This window comes from Alicyclobacillus tolerans (assembly GCF_900142255.1).
GTDB lineage: Bacteria > Bacillota > Bacilli > Alicyclobacillales > Alicyclobacillaceae > Alicyclobacillus_I > Alicyclobacillus_I tolerans.
The window spans coordinates 36,281-59,442 of the sequence record NZ_FRAF01000018.1; the positions used below are offsets into that span (position 1 = coordinate 36,281).

General features: G+C 46.3%; 21 protein-coding genes. 8 read left to right on the forward strand and 13 right to left on the reverse strand.

Translation table 11 applies throughout. The features are described 5' to 3' along the window. Positions 1 to 11 precede the first annotated feature (11 nt). Together dnaE and BUA75_RS10670 are read right to left on the reverse strand one after the other, a co-directional pair. Positions 12 to 2,999 carry a DNA polymerase III subunit alpha gene (gene dnaE / locus BUA75_RS10665; RefSeq protein ID WP_072874593.1) on the reverse strand — a complete coding sequence of 996 codons (2,988 nt, stop codon included), beginning with the start codon at positions 2,997 to 2,999 and terminating at the stop codon, positions 12 to 14. Between the two features lie 8 nt (positions 3,000 to 3,007). After that, positions 3,008 to 4,312: a DRTGG domain-containing protein gene (locus BUA75_RS10670; RefSeq protein WP_072874594.1), complete on the reverse strand. Its 1,305-nt coding sequence runs from the start codon at positions 4,310 to 4,312 to the stop codon at positions 3,008 to 3,010. Positions 4,313 to 4,453: 141 nt separating this feature from the next. Here BUA75_RS10670 and BUA75_RS10675 point away from each other — a divergent pair, with 141 nt between their 5' ends. Continuing rightward, positions 4,454 to 5,347 (forward strand): YitT family protein, encoded by an 894-nt coding sequence (locus tag BUA75_RS10675; protein WP_072874595.1) that lies wholly within the window; start codon positions 4,454 to 4,456, stop codon positions 5,345 to 5,347. Positions 5,348 to 5,351: 4 nt separating this feature from the next. On the opposite strand, the gene BUA75_RS10680 is transcribed toward BUA75_RS10675, so the two are convergent. Both BUA75_RS10680 and cysK read right to left on the reverse strand, forming a co-directional pair. Then, entirely contained in the window at positions 5,352 to 6,998 is a 1,647-nt protein-coding gene (locus tag BUA75_RS10680) for a pyrroloquinoline quinone-dependent dehydrogenase (RefSeq protein ID WP_072874596.1), read from the reverse strand. A 145-nt stretch (positions 6,999 to 7,143) separates the two neighbouring features. Then, positions 7,144 to 8,067, reverse strand: a complete 924-nt coding sequence (cysK, locus tag BUA75_RS10685) for a cysteine synthase A (protein WP_072874597.1) — start codon at positions 8,065 to 8,067, stop codon at positions 7,144 to 7,146. A 242-nt stretch (positions 8,068 to 8,309) separates the two neighbouring features. Between cysK and BUA75_RS10690 the strand changes: the two genes are divergently transcribed. The 4 genes from BUA75_RS10690 to trxA all read left to right on the forward strand — a co-directional run bounded on the left by BUA75_RS10690 (position 8,310) and on the right by trxA (position 10,300). Beyond that, positions 8,310 to 8,714 carry a Fur family transcriptional regulator gene (locus BUA75_RS10690; protein ID WP_072874598.1) on the forward strand — a complete coding sequence of 135 codons (405 nt, stop codon included), beginning with the start codon at positions 8,310 to 8,312 and terminating at the stop codon, positions 8,712 to 8,714. An 83-nt stretch (positions 8,715 to 8,797) separates the two neighbouring features. Beyond that, positions 8,798 to 9,337: a peroxiredoxin gene (locus tag BUA75_RS10695; RefSeq protein ID WP_072874599.1), complete on the forward strand. Its 540-nt coding sequence runs from the start codon at positions 8,798 to 8,800 to the stop codon at positions 9,335 to 9,337. A gap of 116 nt (positions 9,338 to 9,453) precedes the next feature. Further along, positions 9,454 to 9,903 carry a TlpA disulfide reductase family protein gene (locus BUA75_RS10700; RefSeq protein ID WP_083574286.1) on the forward strand — a complete coding sequence of 150 codons (450 nt, stop codon included), beginning with the start codon at positions 9,454 to 9,456 and terminating at the stop codon, positions 9,901 to 9,903. Positions 9,904 to 9,976: 73 nt separating this feature from the next. Then, a complete protein-coding gene (gene trxA, locus BUA75_RS10705) occupies positions 9,977 to 10,300 on the forward strand; it encodes a thioredoxin (protein ID WP_072874600.1) in 324 nt (107 codons plus the stop codon). Positions 10,301 to 10,428: 128 nt separating this feature from the next. Here the strand turns inward: trxA and tpx are convergent, their stop codons facing one another. From tpx to BUA75_RS10730, 5 genes are all read right to left on the reverse strand, one after another. After that, positions 10,429 to 10,947, reverse strand: coding sequence for a thiol peroxidase (tpx, locus tag BUA75_RS10710; protein WP_370541883.1), 519 nt, complete (start codon positions 10,945 to 10,947; stop codon positions 10,429 to 10,431). Between the two features lie 76 nt (positions 10,948 to 11,023). After that, the gene (locus BUA75_RS10715) at positions 11,024 to 12,235 is read right to left on the reverse strand and encodes a M20 metallopeptidase family protein (protein WP_165611998.1); all 1,212 of its coding nucleotides are present in this window, start codon (positions 12,233 to 12,235) and stop codon (positions 11,024 to 11,026) included. Between the two features lie 186 nt (positions 12,236 to 12,421). Next, complete coding sequence (gene argR / locus BUA75_RS10720; protein ID WP_255567371.1) at positions 12,422 to 12,880, reverse strand: arginine repressor; 459 nt, start codon at positions 12,878 to 12,880, stop codon at positions 12,422 to 12,424. A gap of 139 nt (positions 12,881 to 13,019) precedes the next feature. After that, positions 13,020 to 13,538 (reverse strand): signal peptidase I, encoded by a 519-nt coding sequence (gene lepB, locus BUA75_RS10725; RefSeq protein ID WP_072874603.1) that lies wholly within the window; start codon positions 13,536 to 13,538, stop codon positions 13,020 to 13,022. A 326-nt stretch (positions 13,539 to 13,864) separates the two neighbouring features. After that, complete coding sequence (locus BUA75_RS10730) at positions 13,865 to 14,170, reverse strand: hypothetical protein (RefSeq protein ID WP_072874604.1); 306 nt, start codon at positions 14,168 to 14,170, stop codon at positions 13,865 to 13,867. Between the two features lie 132 nt (positions 14,171 to 14,302). Here BUA75_RS10730 and BUA75_RS10735 point away from each other — a divergent pair, with 132 nt between their 5' ends. Next, positions 14,303 to 14,560: a DUF3243 domain-containing protein gene (locus tag BUA75_RS10735; protein WP_072874605.1), complete on the forward strand. Its 258-nt coding sequence runs from the start codon at positions 14,303 to 14,305 to the stop codon at positions 14,558 to 14,560. Positions 14,561 to 14,682: 122 nt separating this feature from the next. On the opposite strand, the gene BUA75_RS10740 is transcribed toward BUA75_RS10735, so the two are convergent. After that, positions 14,683 to 15,372, reverse strand: a complete 690-nt coding sequence (locus BUA75_RS10740) for a metal-dependent hydrolase (RefSeq protein ID WP_072874606.1) — start codon at positions 15,370 to 15,372, stop codon at positions 14,683 to 14,685. Positions 15,373 to 15,554: 182 nt separating this feature from the next. Between BUA75_RS10740 and BUA75_RS10745 the strand changes: the two genes are divergently transcribed. Further along, positions 15,555 to 16,001 carry a helix-turn-helix domain-containing protein gene (locus BUA75_RS10745; RefSeq protein ID WP_242650304.1) on the forward strand — a complete coding sequence of 149 codons (447 nt, stop codon included), beginning with the start codon at positions 15,555 to 15,557 and terminating at the stop codon, positions 15,999 to 16,001. Between the two features lie 48 nt (positions 16,002 to 16,049). On the opposite strand, the gene queC is transcribed toward BUA75_RS10745, so the two are convergent. The 3 genes from queC to BUA75_RS10760 are packed head-to-tail and all read right to left on the reverse strand — an operon-like array spanning position 16,050 to position 19,464. Beyond that, positions 16,050 to 16,733 (reverse strand): 7-cyano-7-deazaguanine synthase QueC, encoded by a 684-nt coding sequence (gene queC, locus BUA75_RS10750; protein WP_072874608.1) that lies wholly within the window; start codon positions 16,731 to 16,733, stop codon positions 16,050 to 16,052. A 31-nt stretch (positions 16,734 to 16,764) separates the two neighbouring features. Continuing rightward, entirely contained in the window at positions 16,765 to 18,159 is a 1,395-nt protein-coding gene (locus BUA75_RS10755; RefSeq protein ID WP_072874609.1) for a glycosyltransferase family 4 protein, read from the reverse strand. Positions 18,160 to 18,198: 39 nt separating this feature from the next. Further along, entirely contained in the window at positions 18,199 to 19,464 is a 1,266-nt protein-coding gene (locus BUA75_RS10760; RefSeq protein ID WP_072874610.1) for a nucleotide sugar dehydrogenase, read from the reverse strand. Positions 19,465 to 19,993: 529 nt separating this feature from the next. Between BUA75_RS10760 and ileS the strand changes: the two genes are divergently transcribed. Continuing rightward, on the forward strand, positions 19,994 to 23,137 hold the full coding sequence (gene ileS / locus BUA75_RS10770) for an isoleucine--tRNA ligase (protein ID WP_072874612.1): 3,144 nt from the start codon (positions 19,994 to 19,996) through the stop codon (positions 23,135 to 23,137). Positions 23,138 to 23,162 lie beyond the last annotated feature (25 nt).

Below are 23,162 nucleotides of genomic sequence, written 5' to 3' on the forward strand. Positions count from 1 at the left end.
CCTAAACCTACTCAATGACGAGCCGTTTCAGACCGCTGCTGCAATTTCACATTGCCAAGACCCACAATAGTCTCTAATTCAGCGATTAAATCGGGATCGACCTTTACTGTATAACGAGCTGGCAACAAGCGTGCTTTGCGGGTAGACGTTTCAACTAAAGCCACCGGGGTCGATCCCGGTTTCTCAAGCAGAGCTGAACGCACTGCAGCCAAAAGTGTGCGGGAATCGTCGCCAGCTCGATAACGAATGAAGAGAGTTGCTGGCCCCGAAGCTGTCGCGTGTGCAGAAAACGTGTGGTCGGAATTGAACAGCCGAGCCTGTTCACCTCCTGCTTCAGCTTCCAAATAGGCATGGTCGAGGATTTGGGAAAGTGCTTGCTCACTGAGTTTGGCTGAAGGCAGAAAAGCTTCCATAGCCCCGGCTGTAGCCAGGCTTTCAACGGCTTTGCGATTGCAGGCGCGAGAAGAAACACGACGCAAAAAATTAACCAGGGAAGTAAAAGGGGCTTCCTCGCGCGCACGCAATATCTCCATGACTGCCGCACGACCAACGCCACGTATGGAGAGAAGGCCAGTACGAATGCTCCTGTCCGACTCGGCTGAAAAAGCCGCTCCGCTTGCAGAGACGCTGGGCGGTAACAGTTGAATGCCTAATTTTTTGGCATCCCTCGTATACTCAGTGATTTTATCTGGAGTACCGGCAGCCAGCGTCATTAAAGCTGCAAAAAAATCAGCTGGATAATGAGCGCGCAAATAGGCTGTACGGTAGGCGAGCAATGCATAAGCCGCTGCATGCGAACGGTTAAAGCCGTAATCCGCAAAGCGAACAATCAAATCGTAGACGGTATTGGCTGTCTCCGCACTGTAACCACGACGTTGACATCCCGTGACAAATCGTTCACGCTCAGCGTCGAGCACTTCTCGTTTCTTTTTGGATACTGCGCGCCTCAGAATATCTGCCTGACCGAGCGTGAAGCCAGCCATCCGGGAAGCAATTTGCATAATTTGCTCCTGATAGACAATGACACCGTAAGTATCTTTAAGAATCGGTTCCAAGTCAGGATGCGGGTAGCGAATCGATTGACGGCCATGTTTGGCAGCAACAAATTCAGCAATATTCTCCATAGGACCAGGGCGATATAGAGAAATAACGGCAATTAAATCTTCCAAGCAGGTAGGCTTGACATCCCGCAACACTTTTCGGACACCATACGATTCAAGCTGAAAACAACCGCTCGTCTCGCCGCGCGTCAGCATACGATAAGTCGCTTCGTCTCCATCCGCGATTTGCTGCCATTCAGGCAACGGTTGTCCTATGCGCTGAGCCACACTTTGACGGGTCATATCCATCAGTGACAAAGTTTTGAGACCCAAAAAATCCATTTTCAAGAAACCAAGTGCCTCGACATCTTCCATAGGATACATGGTGACTGGCATTCCACTAGCGCCAGGCACAACAGGTATCCAGTCCTGCAGTGAAACAGGCGAAATGATAACCCCCGCTGCGTGTATGGAGACATGACGCGGCAACCCTTCCAGTCGACGGGCATAGGCGAGAATTTTTTTCGCCTCCAGATTTTCTTCCTCCATTTGCCGCAGTTGAGTTACATTTTCAAGAGCTTCATTCAACGTTACACCTGGATGAGAAGGAATCAGCCGCGCCAATGTATCCACCAATTTTTTATCCGATCCCAATACACGCCCCACATCGCGAATCGCTACTCGCGCGGCAAATGTGCCGAAGGTTCCAATTTGGGCTACCCGCGTATCGCCATAACGCTCCAGTACGTACTGAATGACTTCTCCACGCCGCTCAAATTCAAAATCGATATCAATATCCGGCCAACTCACCCGTTCGGGATTGAGAAAACGTTCAAACAGCAAACCATATTGCAACGGATCGACATCTGTAATCGATAGTGCGTAAGCGACCAAACTACCTGCAGCAGAACCTCGGCCAGGACCTGTGGAGATGCCTTGCCGATGCGCATAGCGAATAAAATCGGCCACCACCAGAAAATAGTCGGCAAAGCCAAGTCGATCAATAACATCCAACTCGTAACGGAGACGTTCTTCCACTTCGGCTGTCCATAGGGGATAGCGTTTTTTTGCACCCACATACGCCACACGTCGTAGCGTTTCTTGCGCAGATTCACCTGGGGGTAACGGATAGCGAGGCAAAAAAAGTTGCGGTTTGGGCCATTCGAAAGCGGCTGCATCCGCTATTACCCGTGTATTCGCAATTGCCTCGGTGAGATTCTGAAATTTCTCGGCCATTTCTTCCGATGATGCCAGATGAAAATGGTTTACGGGTAACAGTAATCCATCTGCATCCACTTGCGCCAAAACTTTCTGGACTGCAGCATCTTCTCGACGTGCGTAATATACTTCATTACTGGCCACAAGTGGTAACCCCAACTGGCGAGCGGCAGCAATTAACCCCGGCAAAGCCCGTCGCTCTTCAGGAAGACCGTGATCGTGCAACTGAACATACAATTCCCCAGGCGGAAACATCTCACTGGCGCGTTGCAGCAACTGCTCGCCTTTATGACGATCCGCTTCAGAAAACGCCCGCGCTATACTACTGCCGCGTCCACCCACCAGAGCAATCAGGGAGTGACTATGCTGAGCAATTTCTGACCACTGAACATACGGACGACGCGAACGGCTATGGGCCAGTGTAACCAGTTTCACGAGCGACGAATATCCTGCGAAACCTTTGGCTAACAATACCAGGCTATCCAGCGGTGAGTTGCCCTGACGTCCAGCAGATTCAGACGCCTCTTCCGAGAGAACGTCAAAATCCACGCCAATCAGTGGCGTAATTCCTGCCGACTTAGCCAAACGACAGAAAGATACTGCCCCATAGAGAGTGTTTTTATCTGTTAAAGCAAGGGCAGTCATATGTAGAGATTGGGCGGTCTCGATGGCGTCCTTTAGACTGAGACAACTTTGCTTCAACGAGTATGCAGAGTGAACATGTAAATGAACAAAATCCAACTGACCGTTCACCTCTCCATCATCTGCGTGGTTACCAGTGCCTTGGCATACTGTCCATCTTCTCCAGATACATCCACCTCCACTTTGGCAAACCGACGCCCAAAGTCGAGCACCTGCGCAGTGAGACTGATTTCAGCTTCAATCGATACAGGTTTGAGAAAATAAAACGATAGATTTTCAATTGCCATATCAACGTTGCGCTGCCGCCGCAAACATTCACGCACCGCATACTCAATCAAGGTGGTCAGCATTCCTGTGGAAAGCGTTCCGAGCGCACTGGTCAATTGAGCGGTAACTACACCCCGTACTCGGACACCTTGCTCACAAGTTTCTGAAGAAAATCCACGAACTGCTAGATCTTCTAGCGTTTCTCCAACTTGCGGCTGTCGATTCATAAACTGAAGTGATTTAATGACATCCTGACGACTTAAAACACCCATCAGTTTGCGATGAGAGACTACAGGCAGCATCTCAATGCCTTCCCAGACCATCCGATGCGCCGCTGAGGCAACCGTGGTTTGCGGTGAAACTGTGGTAGGTTTACTTGACATGAACAGTTCAACGGGATCTTCTGGACGAGCCTCCGCCACATCCCGTGCGGTGACCACGCCAACCAGACGTTGATTGCTATCGACAACTGGCAGGCGCGCATGACCCGTCTCTTCGACGACTCGAAAGTAATCTCGAACTGTCGCATCACGAGACAATACGGCCAATCCCTCTGTCTGTGCTACATCCCCTACAAAGAGAATGTCCTTTTTAATGAGTCGATCGTAAATCGCTCGATTAATCATGGCGGCTGTTGTAAACGTGTCATAAGAACAAGAAATAATAGGCAATTCTCGTTCATTAGCCAATTTACGCACTTCCGGTGAGGCATCGAAACCACCCGTTATAAGAACAGCTGCACCTGCTTCAAGAGACAGTTTTTGCACATTTTCACGGTTTCCCACAATCATCAGACTGCCTGGATCGAGATATCTTGTGATATTTTCTAAACGCATGGCGCCAATGACAAATTTATGCAGCGTCTTGTTCAGACCTTCTTGACCGCCGAGCACAGTTCCCTCAACAATACGCGCTACTTCCTCAAAAGTTAGGCGTTCAATTTCACGAACCTGTTTGCGTTCAATACGCACCGTACCTATTCGATCAATCGCACTGACCAATCCATGTGCTTCAGCTTCCTTGATGGCTCGATAGGCTGTACCTTCGCTTACCTGCATATCACGCGCCACACCACGCACTGAAATACGCGCGCCAATGGGGAGCTGTTCAATATATTCGAGAATTTGCTCGTGTTTGGTTGACAAAACGACTCCTCCCGAAATCTTGCCGCCCTATTTTGTCTGTAAAGTGGATTCCTTGCTATAGTACATCTAAAAGAAAAAAACGGAATCTTTCTTTAGCAAGGTTTTAACATTCTATGTTTCACGAAAGGGTGGAACACGTTCATGTCCACATCATTTTCTCCTTCTCAACTATCTATTAAATCATGGCGATCCAAGCCAGTCATTGATTTTATGTGGCGAGTCTTTGTAGTGTTGCTCGGAGACTTGGCAGGTTCCATTTCCGTTAACAATTTTTTGGTGCCCGCACACATACTTTCCGGTGGTGTCACAGGTATTGCCCAGATCCTTCACCACTATTTTGTGATTCTCCCGATTGGCACGCTCTATTTCCTTTTTAATATACCTCTCTTTTTGCTCGGATACCGCTATCTTGGAAAACGTTTCATTTTACTGACAGCGATTGGTGTGGTGGGTTTCTCTGCGGCTACCGACTTGGTGCATCTGAACTTTCAAACGCCACATCACGATCCACTTCTGATGTCTCTCTATGGTGGTGTGCTTGGCGGAATCTCCTCAGGGTTAGCTATTCGCGTAGGCGGCTCGATGGGAGGAACAGACATTCTTTTTGTCGTGCTCTACCGATTAACGGGACGCAACGTCTCTTCAACGGGACTTATTATGAACGTCATTGTTCTTCTTTTATCTGCGATGGTTTTTGGTACAGAGGCCGGCATGTATACCCTGGTTTCCATGTTTGCCGCCTCTCGCGTCGTGGCCACTCTAATGCACTATCAACAAAGAAAAACGGCTCTCATCGTCACCTCTCAGGCAGAAAAAATGGCCAACGCCATCAGCGCTCGCCTAACACGGGGAAGCACGCTCATGAGTGCTTCCGGCACTTATAGTAAACAAAATCTTGGGGTGCTCATGTGTGTGCTTACTTGGCTGGAAGTAGCCGACCTTAAATTGCTAGCTCAGGATATCGATCCTCATGCGTTTGTTACCATTTTAGACACAACGGAAGTATTGGGACATTTTCGCCATCTCTTAGATTAATTGGTTAAGTAGCTCCAGTTGCATGCCGAGCCTTGATTTGAAATGTCAAAACTTTTGTCTTGCCCAGATATGGGAATAAACCTTGGAGAGAAGCGCTTTGACCTAAAACGTAAGTAACTCTTATTTGCCCGTCTAATTTATAAACAATGGGTGCGCTTGCTACAGGTATGTGGGCGTCATACTGCCAAAGCGTCTGGCCATTCTTCATATTGACGGCATAGAGCATTCCATTGGCTTCGCCAAAAAAAGCGACACCCCCCATAGTGGTGGTTACGCCACCAATTGCTGGAGTTGATAGTTTTCTCTGCCACTCTATACGCCCGTCGTTGACTCGAATGGAAGTCAATGTGCCAGTCCAATCTCCTGCTGGCGCAGGTGAAGCACTGGTACCATCATCCACACGATAGCTGGTATGATGGGTCGGCCCGGCTTTGACATACTCCGGTCCATTGATACCGCTGATCAGTACTGTTTGTTGTATAGGGTCATAGGCACTCGGACCGTAGTTAGCGCCGCCGTCTGATCCCGGCCACTCCAAAGTTGGCTGAGCGCCAGGCGGTCGGTGCTGTTCTTTCACAAACGCTACTGGCGAAAAAACAGGTTGACCATTCGCTGCATACCATTCATACCATTGCCCGTCTTTCCCTGCTTCACCTACAGCTAATTTTCCCTGAACCGGAAAAAGCATAGGCGGAGAAGCCACATCATAATCCCATAAATCATGCTTGACTTCTTGTCGATACCAGTTGACTTTTCCCGTAGTTGCATTCACCGAAACAACAGCGTCTGTCATAGGGTCAGGTCCTAGACGCGAAACACCGTAAAAATCTGGTGAAGGATTCCCGGTACCAAAAAAGAGTTGACCCCCTTGAGGATTATAAGCAGGGATATTCCATACAGCTCCACCGCCGTGCTGACCACTTGCAGGCAACCAGCCTTCACCACGCTTGGGCACGGTATATCGCCGCCATAACAATTGCCCATTTGACGCTAGATAGCAGGCTTCAAACCCACGGACTCCCTCATCGCCGCCCGCACTGCCCACAAATACTTTGCCATCCACATAAAGAGGCGACATAGATTCAAAATATCCTTTTGACTCGTTAGCCACTGACACTTGATAGAGTAATTGTCCGGTCTGCTGAGAAAGAGCCACAAGTCGATCGTCCGCTGTCAGCAAAAAGACTTTTCCCTGCCCGACTGCAACACCTCGATTAATGGTGGGAATGCCTTGCAACAGATGCAATTGCGGCGAAAACTCCCACATGACATTTCCTGTGGAGGCATCTAAGGCTAAAACGCGATCGCGCATAGTGGTTACATAAAGAACGCCCCCCACTTCTATGGGGAAGCTTTCATTTTCCCCACCGTTGCCAAGATTTTGACTGTAAAGAAGTTGCATGTTGAAGGATTGAGAAATACGCAAGGGAGAAAGATGATTTTGCCAGAGATTATTACCAAAATTAGGCCAATCTGTAGAAATCTGCAGAACATTCGCTTTGTGGGTTTGGGGAGTATTCTTAGATAGACCCTGATGAGCGTGTTGAGGATGCATGCCTGAAGAAGAAACAGCAGAACTGCATCCCACCACAGCTGTGATGGTGAGACTCAATCCTGCTGCCCATATAGAGTATCTGCTTTTTATATTCACGCTTCCGCCTCATTTCTCTCTTTATCGTCTTTGCTTGACAGGAGTCAGGATTCAACCTGTTCACTGTTGAAAGACGACACAGTGGCGAAAAATGTGACAAAAGCGTCTGGATATGTTCCATCCACGGCAAAAGTACACGCGCCGCTTAAGCCTGGAAGAGATCGGACGACAGATATCGCTCGCCAGTATCAGGAGCAATAAAGAGTACACGCGCATCTTTGGGCATCTCTTGGGCAATCTGGACAGCAAAAAAAGCTGAAGCAGCTCCAGAAGCCCCAAGCAAAATTCCTTCTTCAGCAGCTAAACGACGAGCCATCTGCTGTGCATCTGCATCCTCTATATGGAGTATTTCGTCATAAACGGAGCGGTTGAGCACGGAAGGTATGAAACCTGGTCCTGTGCCAGGAATTTTGTGTGGACCTGGTTGTCCTCCTGCGAGTACCGGACTTCCCGCTGGTTCAACTACGTAAATTTTCAGCCCTGGAATCTTCTTTTTGAGTTCTTCTCCGGTACCTGTAACTGTACCACCTGTACCTGCTGTCAATACCATGGCATCAAGACGTCCAGAAAAATCGTTGTATATCTCTACTGCCGTTGTATGTCGATGAGCATCAGGATTTGCTGGATTGTCAAACTGCATAGGGATAAATACGTGCGGTAAGGAAGCAGCAATCTTTTTCGCTTCATCAATAGCCCCTTGCATCCTCAAAGCTGCAGGAGTCAGATGCACCTCAGCACCGTACGCTTTTAGCAACTTGACCCGCTCGTCAGTAGCGTTATCTGGCATGGTGATGATACAACGATATCCTTTGGCTGCACAGACCATGGCAATGCCAATACCTGTGTTTCCGGAAGTAGGTTCAATAATGGTGGTTTTTCCGGGAATCAATTTTCCCTCTTGCTCTGCTTGTGCAATCATGTTCAATGCCGGCCTATCCTTCACACTGCCCGCTGGATTATAACCTTCTAGTTTCACATACACAGCAGCGCCATCAGGATGAGGAATGCGATTTAATTTAACAACCGGAGTGTTTCCAATTAAATCTAACACCGAGTTATACAATGGCATCTCCATTCTCCTTTTTTGATTTGTCTTATAAAGTTCACAAACAGGTCATGATGTTAGGCGAGTATTTCTCCGACAATCCCAATCCATTATACCGGAATAACAGCCTTACTCAGCAATACCCGAGAAATTTGCCAAGAAAACAAATTTTGGCTTGATTTCACCCGTGAGTGAGCGTATCTTACAGCAAAGATAGTGTAAAGTATGCCCTTGCTGCAGATTCTACAGGAAAGGAGGGCGACGATATGGCGAAGACTGTTAATCTCACTGAACCTCGCCGTGTCATTTTAGAGGTTATCCGCAACGCAACAGATCACCCAACCGCTGCGGACATTATGGAGAAACTGGCCCAAGAGGGTAATCGCTTTGCTTACGCAACCGTCTACAACTCCTTAAAGTATTTGACCGATCACGGCCTTATACAGGAGTTGAATATTGGTAACGGCGTGACTCGGTATGACGGACGATTGGAGAACCATCATCACTTTATCTGTGAACAATGCGGATCTATCAGCGAGATCGCCACTCCATTACCTTCCGATTGGCTGTCTCAATTAGAATCACAGACGGGGTTTCAAATAGATAAAATGAACATCCATTTTACTGGCCTATGTAGCAGCTGTCGTCAGATGTATAAACGACCAAACTGACGGGTAGCTTAGACATTGAATATGTGTTATAATGTCCCAGTGCTTAGAATTAGTTTAATTCTATATCCTAGGAGTGATTACTCATGCCATTGGTCGGACAACCGGCTCCAGATTTTGAGATGCTCAGCACAAAAAATTTAAAAACCCTTGATGAGACTGTAAAATTATCCGACTATCGCGGCAAATGGCTGATTCTATTTTTCTACCCAGCAGACTTTACGTTTGTTTGCCCAACCGAAATTATAGCCATGAACGAGCGCCTACAGGAATTCAAAGATTTGGATGCTGAAGTTTTGGGTGTAAGTTGTGATAGCGTGCACAGCCACAAAGCTTGGATCAATACACCCAAAGATGAAAATGGTCTAGGTGGTTTGGACTATCCTCTGGCTGCCGACTTTACTAAAGAGGTTGCACGCAACTATGATGTCCTGGTAGAAGAGAGCGGTGAGGCTCTGCGCGGGTTGTTCATTGTTGATCCTGAAGGAATCCTGCGTTACCAAGTCGTTCATGATATGAACATTGGTCGCAATGTGGACGAAACGTTGCGCGTTCTTGAAGCTTTGCAAGCTGGCGGACTCTGCCCAGCCAACTGGAAGCCTGGCGAAGCGCTGCTCACTGTATAAGCAAAGTTTGCAAGAAAAGGCTGACTTTTGTCAGCCTTTTCTGCTCTAAAAAAGTCACAAGCTTCACCACTCATGAGACTGTTCAAAATCATCAAGCGAGAAAGGCGGTGCAAACAATGCCGTTGCGTCTAGGTACAGAAATGCCGTCCATTGAAGGCGCCACCGAATGGCTCAACACTCAAAGCAGACCACAACTGGCTGACAACCAGGTGACGTTGATTCATTTTTGGGCTGTATCTTGTCATATTTGTCATGAAACTATGGATGATTTGATGCGAATGGTGGAAAAATACACACCGCAGGGGTTGCAAGTTATTGCATTTCACTTGCCAAGAATTGCAGAAGATGCTAACGTTCAAAAGGTGAAAGAAGATATTTCACAATTTCATTTAACCCAGCCAGTCGGTCTCGATCACGCTCGCGCTGTAGCCGACCGATTTGAAAATGAGTATGTTCCTGCCTTTTTCATTTTTGGAAAGGATGGCAAACTAAAATTTCGCGCTGCTGGGGACAAAGGGTTTCAAAAAGTAGAGTCGAAAATTCAAGAAGCACTCGCTCAAGAGTGAGTATGTACACGACCCTTTCGTAAAAAGCGCTCTCTCATTCAAGTGAAAATCTAGTAGGAAAGTTGGTGTGTCAATGGCAGGTACCGTGCAGGTAACAGATAGCACTTTTCAAGAAGTTATTTCTTCTGACAAACCTGTATTAGTAGACTTTTGGGCAACTTGGTGTGGTCCATGCCGAATGATGGCTCCTGTATTGGAAGAAGTAGCTAAAGAGCATGCGGACAAACTGGTTGTAGCAAAATTGGATGTGGATGAAAATCCACAAACCGCCTCACAATTCGGTATCATGAGTATTCCCACGTTGGTGCTTTTCCAAAATGGCAAAGCGACTAAGCAGATTGTTGGCTTTCGCCCCAAGGCTGACTTAGTCCATCAGCTCTCCGACGTTCTCTCATAATCCAAAACATGGATTAGCTTTATAATCGCTTCATCCATACGCAACTTACGAATAGAAAAACAGCCATTACAGTATTAAAAGATGTCTGTAATGGCTGTTTTTCTATTTTTCATGCTCCCACCATCTCATTATTGAGCTGCTTTTGCCGCCTCAATAGCTGCTTCATAATTTGGATGCTGAGCAACTTCCGGAACATATTCTACATAAACAACGCGATCGCTCGAATCTATTACAAACACAGCTCGACACTCCAGCCGATGCTCTTTCATATACGTTCCGTATGCTTTCCCAAACGACATTTCCATGTGATCTGACAAGGTATGTACCTGTTCAATACCTGCAGCAGCACACCAGCGTTTCTGAGTGAACGGTAAATCTGCACTAATGGTTAAAATGACTACATGGTTACCCAGACTGGCAGCAGCTTCATTAAATTTACGAGTTTGAGCATCACAAATACCTGTTTCTAACGATGGAACCACACTGATGATGCGAATCTTGCCTGCAAACGAAGAGAGCGTCACTGGTTTTCGATCGTTATCCAGAACTTCGAATTCTGGAGCTTTTTGTCCAACTTGAATTTTAGGACCCACTAAAGTTACTGGATTCCCACCAAATGTAACCTCACCTTTGCGCTCTTCTGACACAGAAATCATCTCCCTTTCGACATTAGAAATCAAATGTCCATTGAAAATTTTAGCATATCTTTACTCAAAACAACTCTTAACTGCCAATGTTAACTGTCATTTCTTGCTGCGCATAATATTCAAGCGCTAAATAACCTGACTGTAAAAGAACACGACTAGTCATCAGCAGGCAATTCTCATCAACATCAAATTGTGGATGATGCCACCCTCGCGAGGAGCCATCGCCTTTGCCTGTACCCACCCAAAAAAAACAAGCAGGCATAACTTGGCTGTATATCGAGAAATCTTCTCCACCTAATGTTTGTTCTGCCTCAACTACATTTTCCTCACCAACAACTTGAATGGCAGCAAGGCGCACCCACTCAGCAACCTCCGAATGGTTGGTCGTTACAGGAAGTTGACGTTCAAATTCAATGTCTACACTGCCTCCAAACGCTTTGCAAATCGTTTCGGATACTTGCCAAATGCGTTCTTCTAAAAAGCGGCGGACATTTTCATCCAAAGATCTTACGGTACCCTCTAATACAGCAATATCAGGAATGACATTGCGTGCTGTCCCCGCTTGAAATTTGCCAACTGTAACCACTCCAGAAGCAAGAGGAGAAACCCCGCGACTGACCAATGTTTGCAAAGCGGTGACCAAATGAGCACCAATAACTATGGGATCTACCGTTAAATTTGGAATAGCTGCGTGACCACCAACACCATGAATGGTTAATGTAAATTCATCCACGCTACCCATCAGTGGTCCCACACGTACGCCAATCTTTCCACTTTCCAAGAGCGGGTTATTATGTTCTCCAATCATGCACTTGACTTGATGCTCTTTGAGCACACCGCTATCCAAAACCAGCTTGGCCCCAAGTCCAAGTTCTTCAGCAGGTTGAAAGACAAAAAGCAAGCTGCCTGCAAACGATTCATCACTCTCAGCCCGCTCTTTAGCCAACAATGCCGATCCGATTACAGCAGCGGTATGAAAATCATGCCCACAAGCATGCATTTTCCCTTCTATTTCACTGGCATAGGGCAACCCTGTAGCTTCTAAAATAGGAAGCGCATCAATATCAGCGCGAATAGCCACACAAGGACCTGGCCGTTTTCCCTTGACATACGCAAATGTACCTGTTGACATACGACCCGAGATGATCTCAATGCCATGTTCTTTCAAAAAATTTTCAATAGTTTGTGTCGTAGCATACTCTTCTAAACCAGTTTCTGGATGGCGATGCAACGCACGCCTTACAGCGACTAACTCTCTTTGCAAATCGACGTCTGATAGTTCAGTCAACTCAATCACCCCTTATCCTATTTTTCGGTCCAAATCGCATAATTTCTATAGAGACCATCTCACTATGGCGAAAATCAACTTCATTTTCATCTTTACAAATGTTGCTGATTTTTCGCTATAGTGAGATTTTAACCCTATAGAGACTAGAAGCGTAGAAGCGGAGAGATTTTCTTCTCATCAAACTATTCAACTGTTTTGTTTGACATCATTCAACAGCAAGGCCATGAGCTTAATGGCTGATTCATCATCTTGGCAAACCACAAGAATGGTGTCATCTCCGGCAATCGTACCCAGCAAACCATGTTGGGTCATCCCATCCATCATAGCACCAATCGCGTGAGCGTTGCCTGGCATCAGCTTGATAACCAAAAGATTATTCGCACGCGCGTGTGAAATGAGAACTTCCGCCAGTTTTCTACGCAACGTAGAAAGAGAAAATCCGGAAGCTGCCACAGGAATAGCATACTTATAACGCCCGTTGCTACCTACCACTTTAATGAGCTGCAATTCTTTAATATCTCGTGAAATGGTCGCTTGAGTGACCGGAAATCCAGACTCTTCCAGAGCCTTGACTAACTCTTCCTGCGTTTCGATTTCATATTGACTAACCAGTTCTCGAATCCGCATGTGACGCTTGTCCTTCACCCAAAAGAACCCCCTGCAGTCGAGTATACTCGACCCGCTTTCAACACAAATACCTGTGAACATCACAATGCAACTTACTTCGATTCATCTCAATGTCACATACCTATCAGGCGCGCCAAAGATTGACTGCCTAAGTTCATTATTGCGGAATTGGCTTCATCTTTGAAAGCGGCCAAATGACAGCATCCGCTTCACCAAGAATATAACTTCGCGGAACATATTTATAAGGTGTCCAATATCGACTGTCATAAGAATTTTGACGATTATCTCCCATGACAAAGTAATGTCCCGCAGGAACATGGTAAGGGCCGAATGTACCCTCCGTCAACAGACCATGAAGATAGGGCTCGGCCAATTCATGGTTGTCAATGTATACATGCCCACCATGAATCGTCACCGTCTCACCAGGAAGACCAATGACACGTTTCACAAATATCTGGGACGGATCATCCGGATATTTGAAAACAATCACTTCTCCTTCATGTATAGGAGATGTTTCCGTGGCTAAATGGTTAACTAAAATGTAACACGGATTGGGGATGGTTGGATACATAGAACTTGTAGGTACAACTGCAAAGGAAACCACCCAATGCATAATCCCCCATGCCACCAAAACTCCTACAAGAATCGGCCATATCCAGTCCCAGACTTTTTTCATGCATTCACCTCATGAAGTTCTGTCGCTTTGTACATACTTCAGTATGCCGAAGTTAAGCGTGTTTTGCCACCCAATTTCACAATATCGTCTCAAACTCGTACATATTTTTATACAAATCTCCTCTTCCCTATCTTTTCCGAAAACTCTTTTATGATAGAATAAAAGTTGCTGAAACTTGTTCAGCAACCCATGAGGAGGTTCTCAGATGGAGATTTTAGGCGGTGCGCTCGATCCGATTGTAACCATGCTGGTCTGCATTGGACTTGGCGGAGTCTTCGTATCTTACATGTTAAGAAACGAATCGCGAAATCCAAAAAAATAGTTTTTCATCCCCTTGAACGCACCCGTTTAGGTAATTCCTGTATATCTTTTCGCTGTTTGATACGGGAAGGTAATATTTGTCTAACTTCCAGCATCATACTCCTTTCTTTGTCCGCACCTACCAAAAAATATATATTGGCCGCAAGGACCAGTGTAATGGTTGCGATCCACAAGAAAGAAAATGTTCCCGGTAAACCATGTTGCAGACGTGGGATTCTGGGCAATCCATAGGCTGCTAAAGCAATAGCGGCACAACCGTAATACAGGGCTTTACGGCGGCCGTTAACAACATTCGTTGTTTTTCTCCACATGAAAACTTTGCACCTCTTTTCTTGTCCTTTATTCCAACATATGTTGTCCCTCCCTTTCCCATGCATAGCCTGCCTGCAGTTGCGGAATGCTGAAAAAGTACAATAGTTCAATTTGAAAGGATGATTCCAGGCATGAACAATAGTGTGTTGGAAAGCTTCGGCCGTTGGAAGGAATTTCTTGGTGAACATGTAGACAAGGCTCAGTCGATGGGCTTTAATGATGACCAAATTGCTAATGTAGCTGCCAAGATGGGTGAATTTCTGGCTGATAAAGTCGATCCGAAAAATCCAGAAGAACGTTTGCTGAAGGAACTGTGGGACGTAGGAGACAATGAAGAGCGCAGAACAATTGCAAAATTAATGGTTAAATTGGCCGATCGCGCTCACTGACCTGCTAACCGCTATAATGAACATAAACGCAACCTGTTCTCCAGTTTGGGACAGGTTGCGTTGTTCATGAAATGGAAAGAATGCTGCTTATCCAGAAACAAAATTCTTTACATAAGTTGTGGTTATACTTCCAGAGACTGACCGTATTCGAGTACTTGTCCCCGCAGCCCTTTGCGTTCAACTAACTGAACAAAAGCATGCGGATCTTGAGCAATCAAATCAAACGTATTGTAATGCATAGGAACGGTCACTTTGGCATGAATCCATTCTGCTGCGATAGCGGCATCCTCCGGACCCATGGTAAAGTTATCACCAATTGGAAGTAACGCTACATCCACAGAGTTCAATTCACCAATCAATTTCATATCGCCAAACAAAGCTGTATCTCCAGCGTGATAGACCGTTTTCCCGCCCATTGTCAAAAGGATTCCCGAAGGCATACCGCCATATATCGTCTGCCCGTTGCCGACATCTATGCTCGAACCGTGGAAAGCGAGCGTAAATTTAACACGGCCGAAAGCAAATTGATGTGCACCGCCAATATGCATAGGATGTACATTTAATCCACCTTTGCCAGCGAAATATACCGCCAGTTCATTCGGAGCAATAATGACTGCATTATTCTTGCGGGCAATCGGCTCTGCGTCCAGAATATGATCACCATGACCATGAGTGAGCAGAACTGCTTCTACTTTAACATCGTCAGGCTTGATAAGTGCTTTGGGATTGCCACTGAGAAACGGATCGATAATTACACTGTGCCCATCCGCTTCAATAATAAATGTAGATTGACCATGATAGGTTATCTTCATCAAATTCCCTCCCTTAGAACTCATTCTTCTTCAGTATAGCAACAAAAAGGAAGCCCACCAAAAATAGATAGTTACTTCTCCAACTATAGGCATGTACACGAAATCATGAACACCCTAGTTGTAGCGTCTTCTTACAAACCCTATACTCTAGATTGGATAGATACGCCTTGCGAGGTGATCGTGTGAAAGCAACAAACCGTATTGCCCAACTACGTAAAGAACGCGGCATGACTCAGGCGCAACTTGCTAAACTAGCAGGTGTAAGTACAAGTGCCATTGCTATGTATGAAACCAACCGCAGACAGCCAGATGAGCAAATTTTACAGCAGCTTTCTTCAGCACTGCAAGTAAGTCCTGAAGAACTCAACAACAGCAAAACCAACAACCAAACGGGAACCCGCCTACCCCATCAGGAGAAAACGCAAACTGTAAAAGCAGCGCCCATAGCGGCAACTCAGGCTGGAACCACTACACTGACACTTTCTCGAGAAGAAGCGCGAATGATTTTATTTACTCGCATGAACCCACAGGCTATGGAGTTTCTTCAAGCATATATCAATGCTGACGCACAAAAACGCGCTCAAGTGGAAAAGGCTTGGAAGCTCATTCACGAATTTCAACGCCAGTAATACCATCTTCCATTTGCATCAAGAGAATCGACTCCTTGATGTTGAGATTCAAAGACTGCGATATGGAATCGGATCGACCAAACCTGCTTCTTTGAAACCGCGCAGACGAAGCCGACAACTGTCACATTCTCCGCAAGCTTCCTCTGCGCCTTCGTAACAGGAGGTCGTCAATTGATAGGGCACGCCTAAGCGATGTCCCCAACGAATGATTTCTGCCTTGGTCAAATGTAACAAAGGTGTCTGAAGAGAGATGGGGGCACCTTCCACAGCAGTTTTTGTGCCAACATCAAGCACTTTTTGAACAGCTTGAATAAATTGCGGACGGCAATCAGGGTAACCACTATAATCCAGGGCATTGACACCTATATAGATAGCTTGCGCTTCAATCGCCTCCGCGAAAGAAGCCGCCAGAGAAAGAAAAAGCAAATTTCGGCCAGGCACATAAGTGATTGGAATGTCCTCTCCATCATGGACGTTCTTCGGAACAGACAAATGGAAATCGGTCAATGCACTCTTACCAATCTTTCGAAGAAAATCCAGTTTGACAATCCGCCGATCTGCAACCTGGTAATAGTCTGCTACTTGCTCGGCAGCTCTTAATTCCCGTGCGTGACGCTGTCCATAATCAAATGTCAACGTATACAAACTATACCCTTCGTCAGCAGCAATCCCAAGGCATGTGGTGCTGTCTAATCCTCCACTTAAAACAACAACCGCTTTTCTATTGAGCATTCTTCATCACCCCAAACCATGCGTATTCTCTTTATTGGACTGCCCATGCAGACTGGCTTCGGTTGCGTTCAAGCAACCAAGGCTGGAGAGTCTCCGTCAAAACATCAGCCAGCAACTGCGCCTCATATTGTCTGCTAAAAATCAGCAAATCCTGTTCATTCGGTCCTCCCGACCAATTCTGGATAAATTCGTTGCAATAAACACATAGCGCCTGAAAAACTTTTTCTTCATCCTCTACAGGAGCTACAACCCCCACTTGAAACTGTTCCAGAAGTTTGGCGGCCTCACCTGGTTGAAGCAAGGCAAAAACCGGCTTTCGAGCGTAAAGATATTCATAAACCTTTCCGGGAATATACATACCCGCGCGTTCGTCTGCATCTCCAATCAAAAGCAACCCGTCAACCTGCAGCATGCGTTTGGCTACTTCATCATGGCTCAGATAACCCAGAGGCTGCACTACATCTTCAAGATCTAGTTCTTTCAGCAGTTGACTATTGCTGACGGGCGCTGGATAGTCAAAAACGCCAGCAAATTCTATGCGAATTTGTTCTCTCTGAATTGCACCTGAAGCGATTGCTCTTTGCAAAGCGCGCAAGAAAATTTCCGGAGAACGCTTGGGATAAAGAATTCCTGCGTAAAGTAAAGTAAAAGGACGTTCTCCAGCAAGTGTTTGATGAGACGTATGGTGGTCTGGTGTAACAATGGGGAAATCTGCCGGATCGACCCCATTGCGAATCACATGAATTTTTCCTGGAACGGAAGGATGCTTGTGTTTAAAGAGCGATGCAAAAGAATCCGTCACAGTGATCAGCGCATCAGCAGTTTTGAGAACACGCCTTTCCAGAGCCCTTTCCACAACAGCGCGAACTCCCTCATCTGGAAAGTGCATATTGTCCGTCCAGGGATCACGAAAATCAGCCACCCAGGGAATACCCAGCCACCGTTTGAGCAAATATCCTGCTATATGGGCGCTATTGGGTCCCGAAGTTGTGAAAACACAATCAATCTGTTCTTTACGAATCACATGGCGAGCCGCGAAAGCAGCCGATATAGCCCAAAGCAATTGTTCATCAGGAATAGCTAAAGTATTGCGCAAGGTCTTGAGCATGGGCAGAAGACGCTGTTTGAAACTTCGCTTTGTTGGCTTGGCCGAAAAATTCTCAGACGTTTTGGCAGCATGAGCTGAAACTGGCGAAATTCTAGCCATCCAGCGAGCCATTCGATCTGCTGTGCGATAGACCGGGACAGACGCAGGCACTTTTTCCAGTAAAGACGGATCCATGGTTGCAACATGAAAATCACTGGTCGTCAGTACCACGGGCGACCAGCCATATTCGGAAAGATATTGTGTGAATTTGAGCGCCCGCTGTACACCAATACCGCCAATCGGTGGAAATAGATGGGCAATCACAAGTACACGCGGCATGCAGTCAACCTCTTTCTCCATCACGTTTCCAAAAAGTTTCTAGCTCAGATACCCCTTGAGTCGATGTCGAGGATCGATGATATAGGGACGATTGGTTTTCTCAAGCAATTGCCGCCAGGGCAAGGCTTCAAACGGTGGTTGCCAGGCACCTACGACCAAGACCTGTGCTCCGTCCAGACAAACTTCTGGTGATTCGACCTGAAAAGGAAAAGAGTGTTCGGCTATAGTTGGATCGTAAGCTCGTACATGGGCTCCACTGCTTATGAACACTTTAGCCAAATCGACAGGTGGACTGAGTCGAGTATCATTGGAACCATCTTTCATACCCAGTCCGAGAATAGCTACAGGCGCCCCCTGCAATGAACGTCCAGAAGCTGCAAGAGCGGTAGCAGCATCTTTCACCAACTGATTGGGCACATCACTGTTCACGCGACGCGCAGTATCATAGAGAGGCATCATATGTGGGTTGTCCACAGATGCGCGCAAGTAATAGTAGGCATTGGGAATACAAAATCCCCCCACTCCCACACTTGGCATCAAAAGCTGTACTCGAGGATGCGTATTCGTCATGCGTATCAATTCGTAGATATCAACATGATGAGCCTCAGCAACTTGACGCAATTCATTAATGATGGCTAAATTCACATCTCTTTGCACATTCTCAACAACCTTTGCCAATTGAGCCGTACGCAAGTCGGTAACATGTACCGTTCCAGACGTTAGTTGTTGGAGCAATTGCACTGCACGTTCCGTACAAGCAGGTGTCAAACCGCCAGCAACAACATCCAGTGTACGAAACTCTTCCATAGCCCGACCTTCAGCTACTCGTTCTGCAGCGTAGGCAACATGAAAATCAGCACCTGCTTTTAATCCACTTACCCGCTCAAGCTGTGGTATGAGCCGTTCTTCAATCATTCCGGGAACGACAGTGGGCCGCAGGAGAATAAAGTCCCCTTTTTTAAGAACAGATCCAATATTTTGCATCGCACTGTCCAAATAGTCGTATACCATATCACCTGTACCAGAAACAGGAACACCGACTGTAACCACATAAGTGTCCACAGCTTTAGCCGCTTCTTCCATACGATCCGTAGGAATAAACGTCTCTTGCTGTAAATGTTTTTGCAGGTACTTATCAAGCGGAATGCCTTGATCATCTTCTTGAACATAGGAAACGCCACGCTTCAACCAATCCAGCTTGGCAGTGTCTACCTCGATTCCATAGACACGAAATCCTTTCTCGCAAAAACTGATGGCCAAAGGCAGGCCAATAAAACCAAGTCCAACCACACTGATGCTTTGCAAATTGGAGCACCTCTCATTTTCTTAATCATCCGGTCTCTCATTTCATAAAAGAATAGTAAAGAAGACAAATGGCTACTTGAGACCGCAAATGGTTTATGCTAAAATCAGCCATCGACAAAAGGCGCAAACGCCATGAGTTTATAAGAAAATACCTCAACTCGTCCAATTTTCATATGAACATTCAATGCGAAGGACACGTTGCGCTTCCTCCAGTGTCGCAGAGAATGGGCGGTGGTGCAAGCCCATACACCGGTTGCGCGATATCCCCTTCAAGAAGTGTGTCGAAAAGGCAAAATCCGTATCATTTTGTCTGCTGTAGATCACACCGGTGTTCCACCGTTATCTGGATGCGCTGCGCAAGGTTTTTTCTCTTTCAGCCTTATTGCCAGCGGCCGATGGAGTCGTGCCCGCAGTCAGCGGATGTGCATGGCTAATCAGGGTGGTACAGCGGGTTCCTAGTAGCTCGTCCCTACGCGGGACGGGCTTTTTTGATTCAAAATTGTCTTTAGAAAAGGGTGATTAACCATCTATGGCTAAAAAAGTAAACGCTAAAGAGCAAGCTTCCGTTCGAGAGCAACGTGTACTGGAATTTTGGCACGAGCAAAGCGTTTTTCAGCGTACAGAGAAAGAACGCCGAGGAGGCCCAGAGTTCGTCTTTTACGAAGGTCCTCCCACTGCCAACGGAAAGCCACATCCGGGCCATGTTTTGACGCGCGTCATTAAAGACGTCTATCCCCGTTACCGTACCATGAAAGGTTATCACGTCATGCGCAAAGCAGGATGGGATACTCATGGACTACCTGTGGAAATCGAGATCGAAAAAAAATTCGGCATCAGCGGCAAAAAGCAGATTGAATCTTTTGGGGTCGAAAAGTTTATACAAGCTTGCCGGGAGAGTGTTTTTCAATATGAAGCTACCTGGCGGGAAATGACGGAGAGACTTGGATATTGGGTCGATCTCGATAATCCTTATATGACATTAAAAGACGAGTACATTGAATCGGTTTGGCATTTGTTGAAAACCATCTATGAACGTGGTTATCTCTATCAAGGGCATCGCGTCTCTCCTTACTGCCCACATTGTGAGACCACTCTATCCAGTCATGAAGTTGCTCAAGGCTACGAAAACGTGAAAGACCTGTCGGTTACGGTCAAATTCCGCTTACCCGATGACCACCCACTCAGTGAACCAGGGATAGTCACTTCTTTCTTAGCCTGGACTACCACACCATGGACGCTTCCTTCACACGTTGCACTGGCTGTGCATCCAGATATCGAGTATGTGCGTATTCTCTCACCTTCACAAAAAGAAGCGTATTGGGTGGCGAGCGCGTTACAGGAAAAGTTTCTTGGCGATGACGGCCGCGTGACAGCAAAAGCTCTTGGTCGTGAATTGGCAGGAACTCCTTACTCGCCTGTCTTCCCATATGTCAATCGCATTCCTGGAAAAAAATTCGAAGTCATTCAGGCTATGCATGTCACAGATGAATCCGGCACAGGTATTGTTCATCAAGCGCCCGCGTTTGGTGAAGATGACTACAAAGCTTGTCGCGAACACGGTATGGCCTTTTGCAACTTTGTAGATGAAACTGGTTGTTTTACAGATGACGTGACTGACTTTGCTGGCAGATTTGTCAAAGATGAAGAAGTCAACGTGGATATTGTCCGCAAGTTAAGCCAAGCAGGTTTACTATACAGCAAAGAGAAGTTTGAACACTCTTACCCACACTGCTGGCGTTGCGGCACACCGCTTCTTTACTACGCGATTGACAGCTGGTTTATTCGTATGACAGACGTCCGTGAAAAGCTGCTGGAGAATTCCAACCGTGTCAACTGGATACCCGAACATGTAAAAACAGGTCGCATGGGTAATTTTCTGCAGAACGTGGTGGACTGGAACCTTTCACGCAACCGTTACTGGGGAACACCGCTTCCCATTTGGCGATGCAACCATTGCCATCAGGAGATATGTATCGGATCGCGCAAAGAACTGCTGGAGAAAACAGGACAACTTCCTAAGGAACTACATAAACCTTATATTGACGAATTGACTTTCGCTTGCACCTGCGGCGGTACGTTTGAAAGGGTGCCTGAAGTAATTGATGTATGGTTTGACTCTGGAAGCATGCCGTTTGCCCAGCACCATTATCCATTTGAAAATGAAGAGCAGTTTGCCAGACAATATCCGGCCGATTTTATCTCCGAAGCCATCGATCAAACACGCGGCTGGTTCTATTCTTTACTTGCCATTTCCACCCTGATTACAGGTGAAGCTCCCTATAAGAATGTACTTGTGATGGGTCATGTTTTAGATGAGCAAGGGAAAAAAATGTCTAAATCGAAAGGTAACGTCATCGATCCGTTTGAAGCACTTGATCAGCATGGAGCAGATGCGTTGCGCTTTTACTTTCTCTCGAATACGCAACCTTGGAATTCACAGTTGTTCTATCATCGAGCTGTGGCTGAGAGCAAGGCAAAGTTTCTTGACATTCTGCAGAACGTACACGCTTTTTACGCTCTGTATGCTGCAATTGATCAGTTCTCGCCGACAGATTACGACATTCCCGTAGTGGAACGCCCGCTCTTTGATCGTTGGCTCATGGCACGTCTGCACGAGACGATTCGGACGGTGGATGCTAGCTTGGATTCCTATGATGCTACTGCTGGAGCCAGAGCGCTGCAGAATTTTGTCGATGACGTGTCGACTTGGTATGTTCGCCGCAATCGTGAACGTTTTTGGGCATCTGGCATGGAATCAGATAAAATTGCTGCGTTTCTAACACTTGCCGAGACCCTTACAACGCTTTCCAAACTGATTGCACCTTACACACCTTTTATCGCTGAAGAAATCTATCAAAACGTAACACGAGATGGCGGAACAAGAGTTGATATACCTGTCAGTGTGCATCTTTGCGCTTTTCCTGCTGTGGACGAAGCGCTTATTGATGAACAATTGATTCAAGAGATGTCACTCGTTCTGCGAGTGGTTGAAGCAGGACGACTATTGCGCAATGAAAGTAAGTGCAAAACTCGTCAACCACTGGAAACGCTCTACGTCACTTTAGACTGGAAAGATACCCTGCAAGCATACGAAGAGATTTTGAAGGACGAACTGAATGTCAAGCAGCTTGTCTACACTACTCTTAACGAAGTTGCTGAAGCAGAGATCTACCTAGACTTAAAAGCTCTTGGAAAATCGTTTGGCAGCAAGGTTCCTTTGATTAACACAGCTGCCAAAACCGCGAGTATCGACCAGATTCATGAATTTGCCCAACGTGGAGTTGTTGATTTAGCTGGTGAAACGATTACGCGTGAACATGGAGATATTCGTTACAAGCCCTGTTTTACAGGCGTTATGACCCATGTCGGACAGGGATTTGTAGGTTTGAATACAGAATTGACTCCTGCACTGATTGAGGAAGGTTATGTACGCGAGTTGATTTCCAAAATGCAAATGATGCGAAAAGAAGTAAATTACGAGGTAACGGAATGGGTTAAGTTTTTCGCAGAAGGAGATAGTGAGATTATGTCGATTCTGCGCAAACATCTTCCACACATTCAATCGACTGTTCTCATGAAGGAATTAGTGACAGAACCTATCGCTGGAGATCTTCAAAAAGAATGGGATATTAATGGCAAATCTTTAACCTTGACAGTGGCGCGTATATCGTAAAAAGATTGTCAAATAGAAATATCCA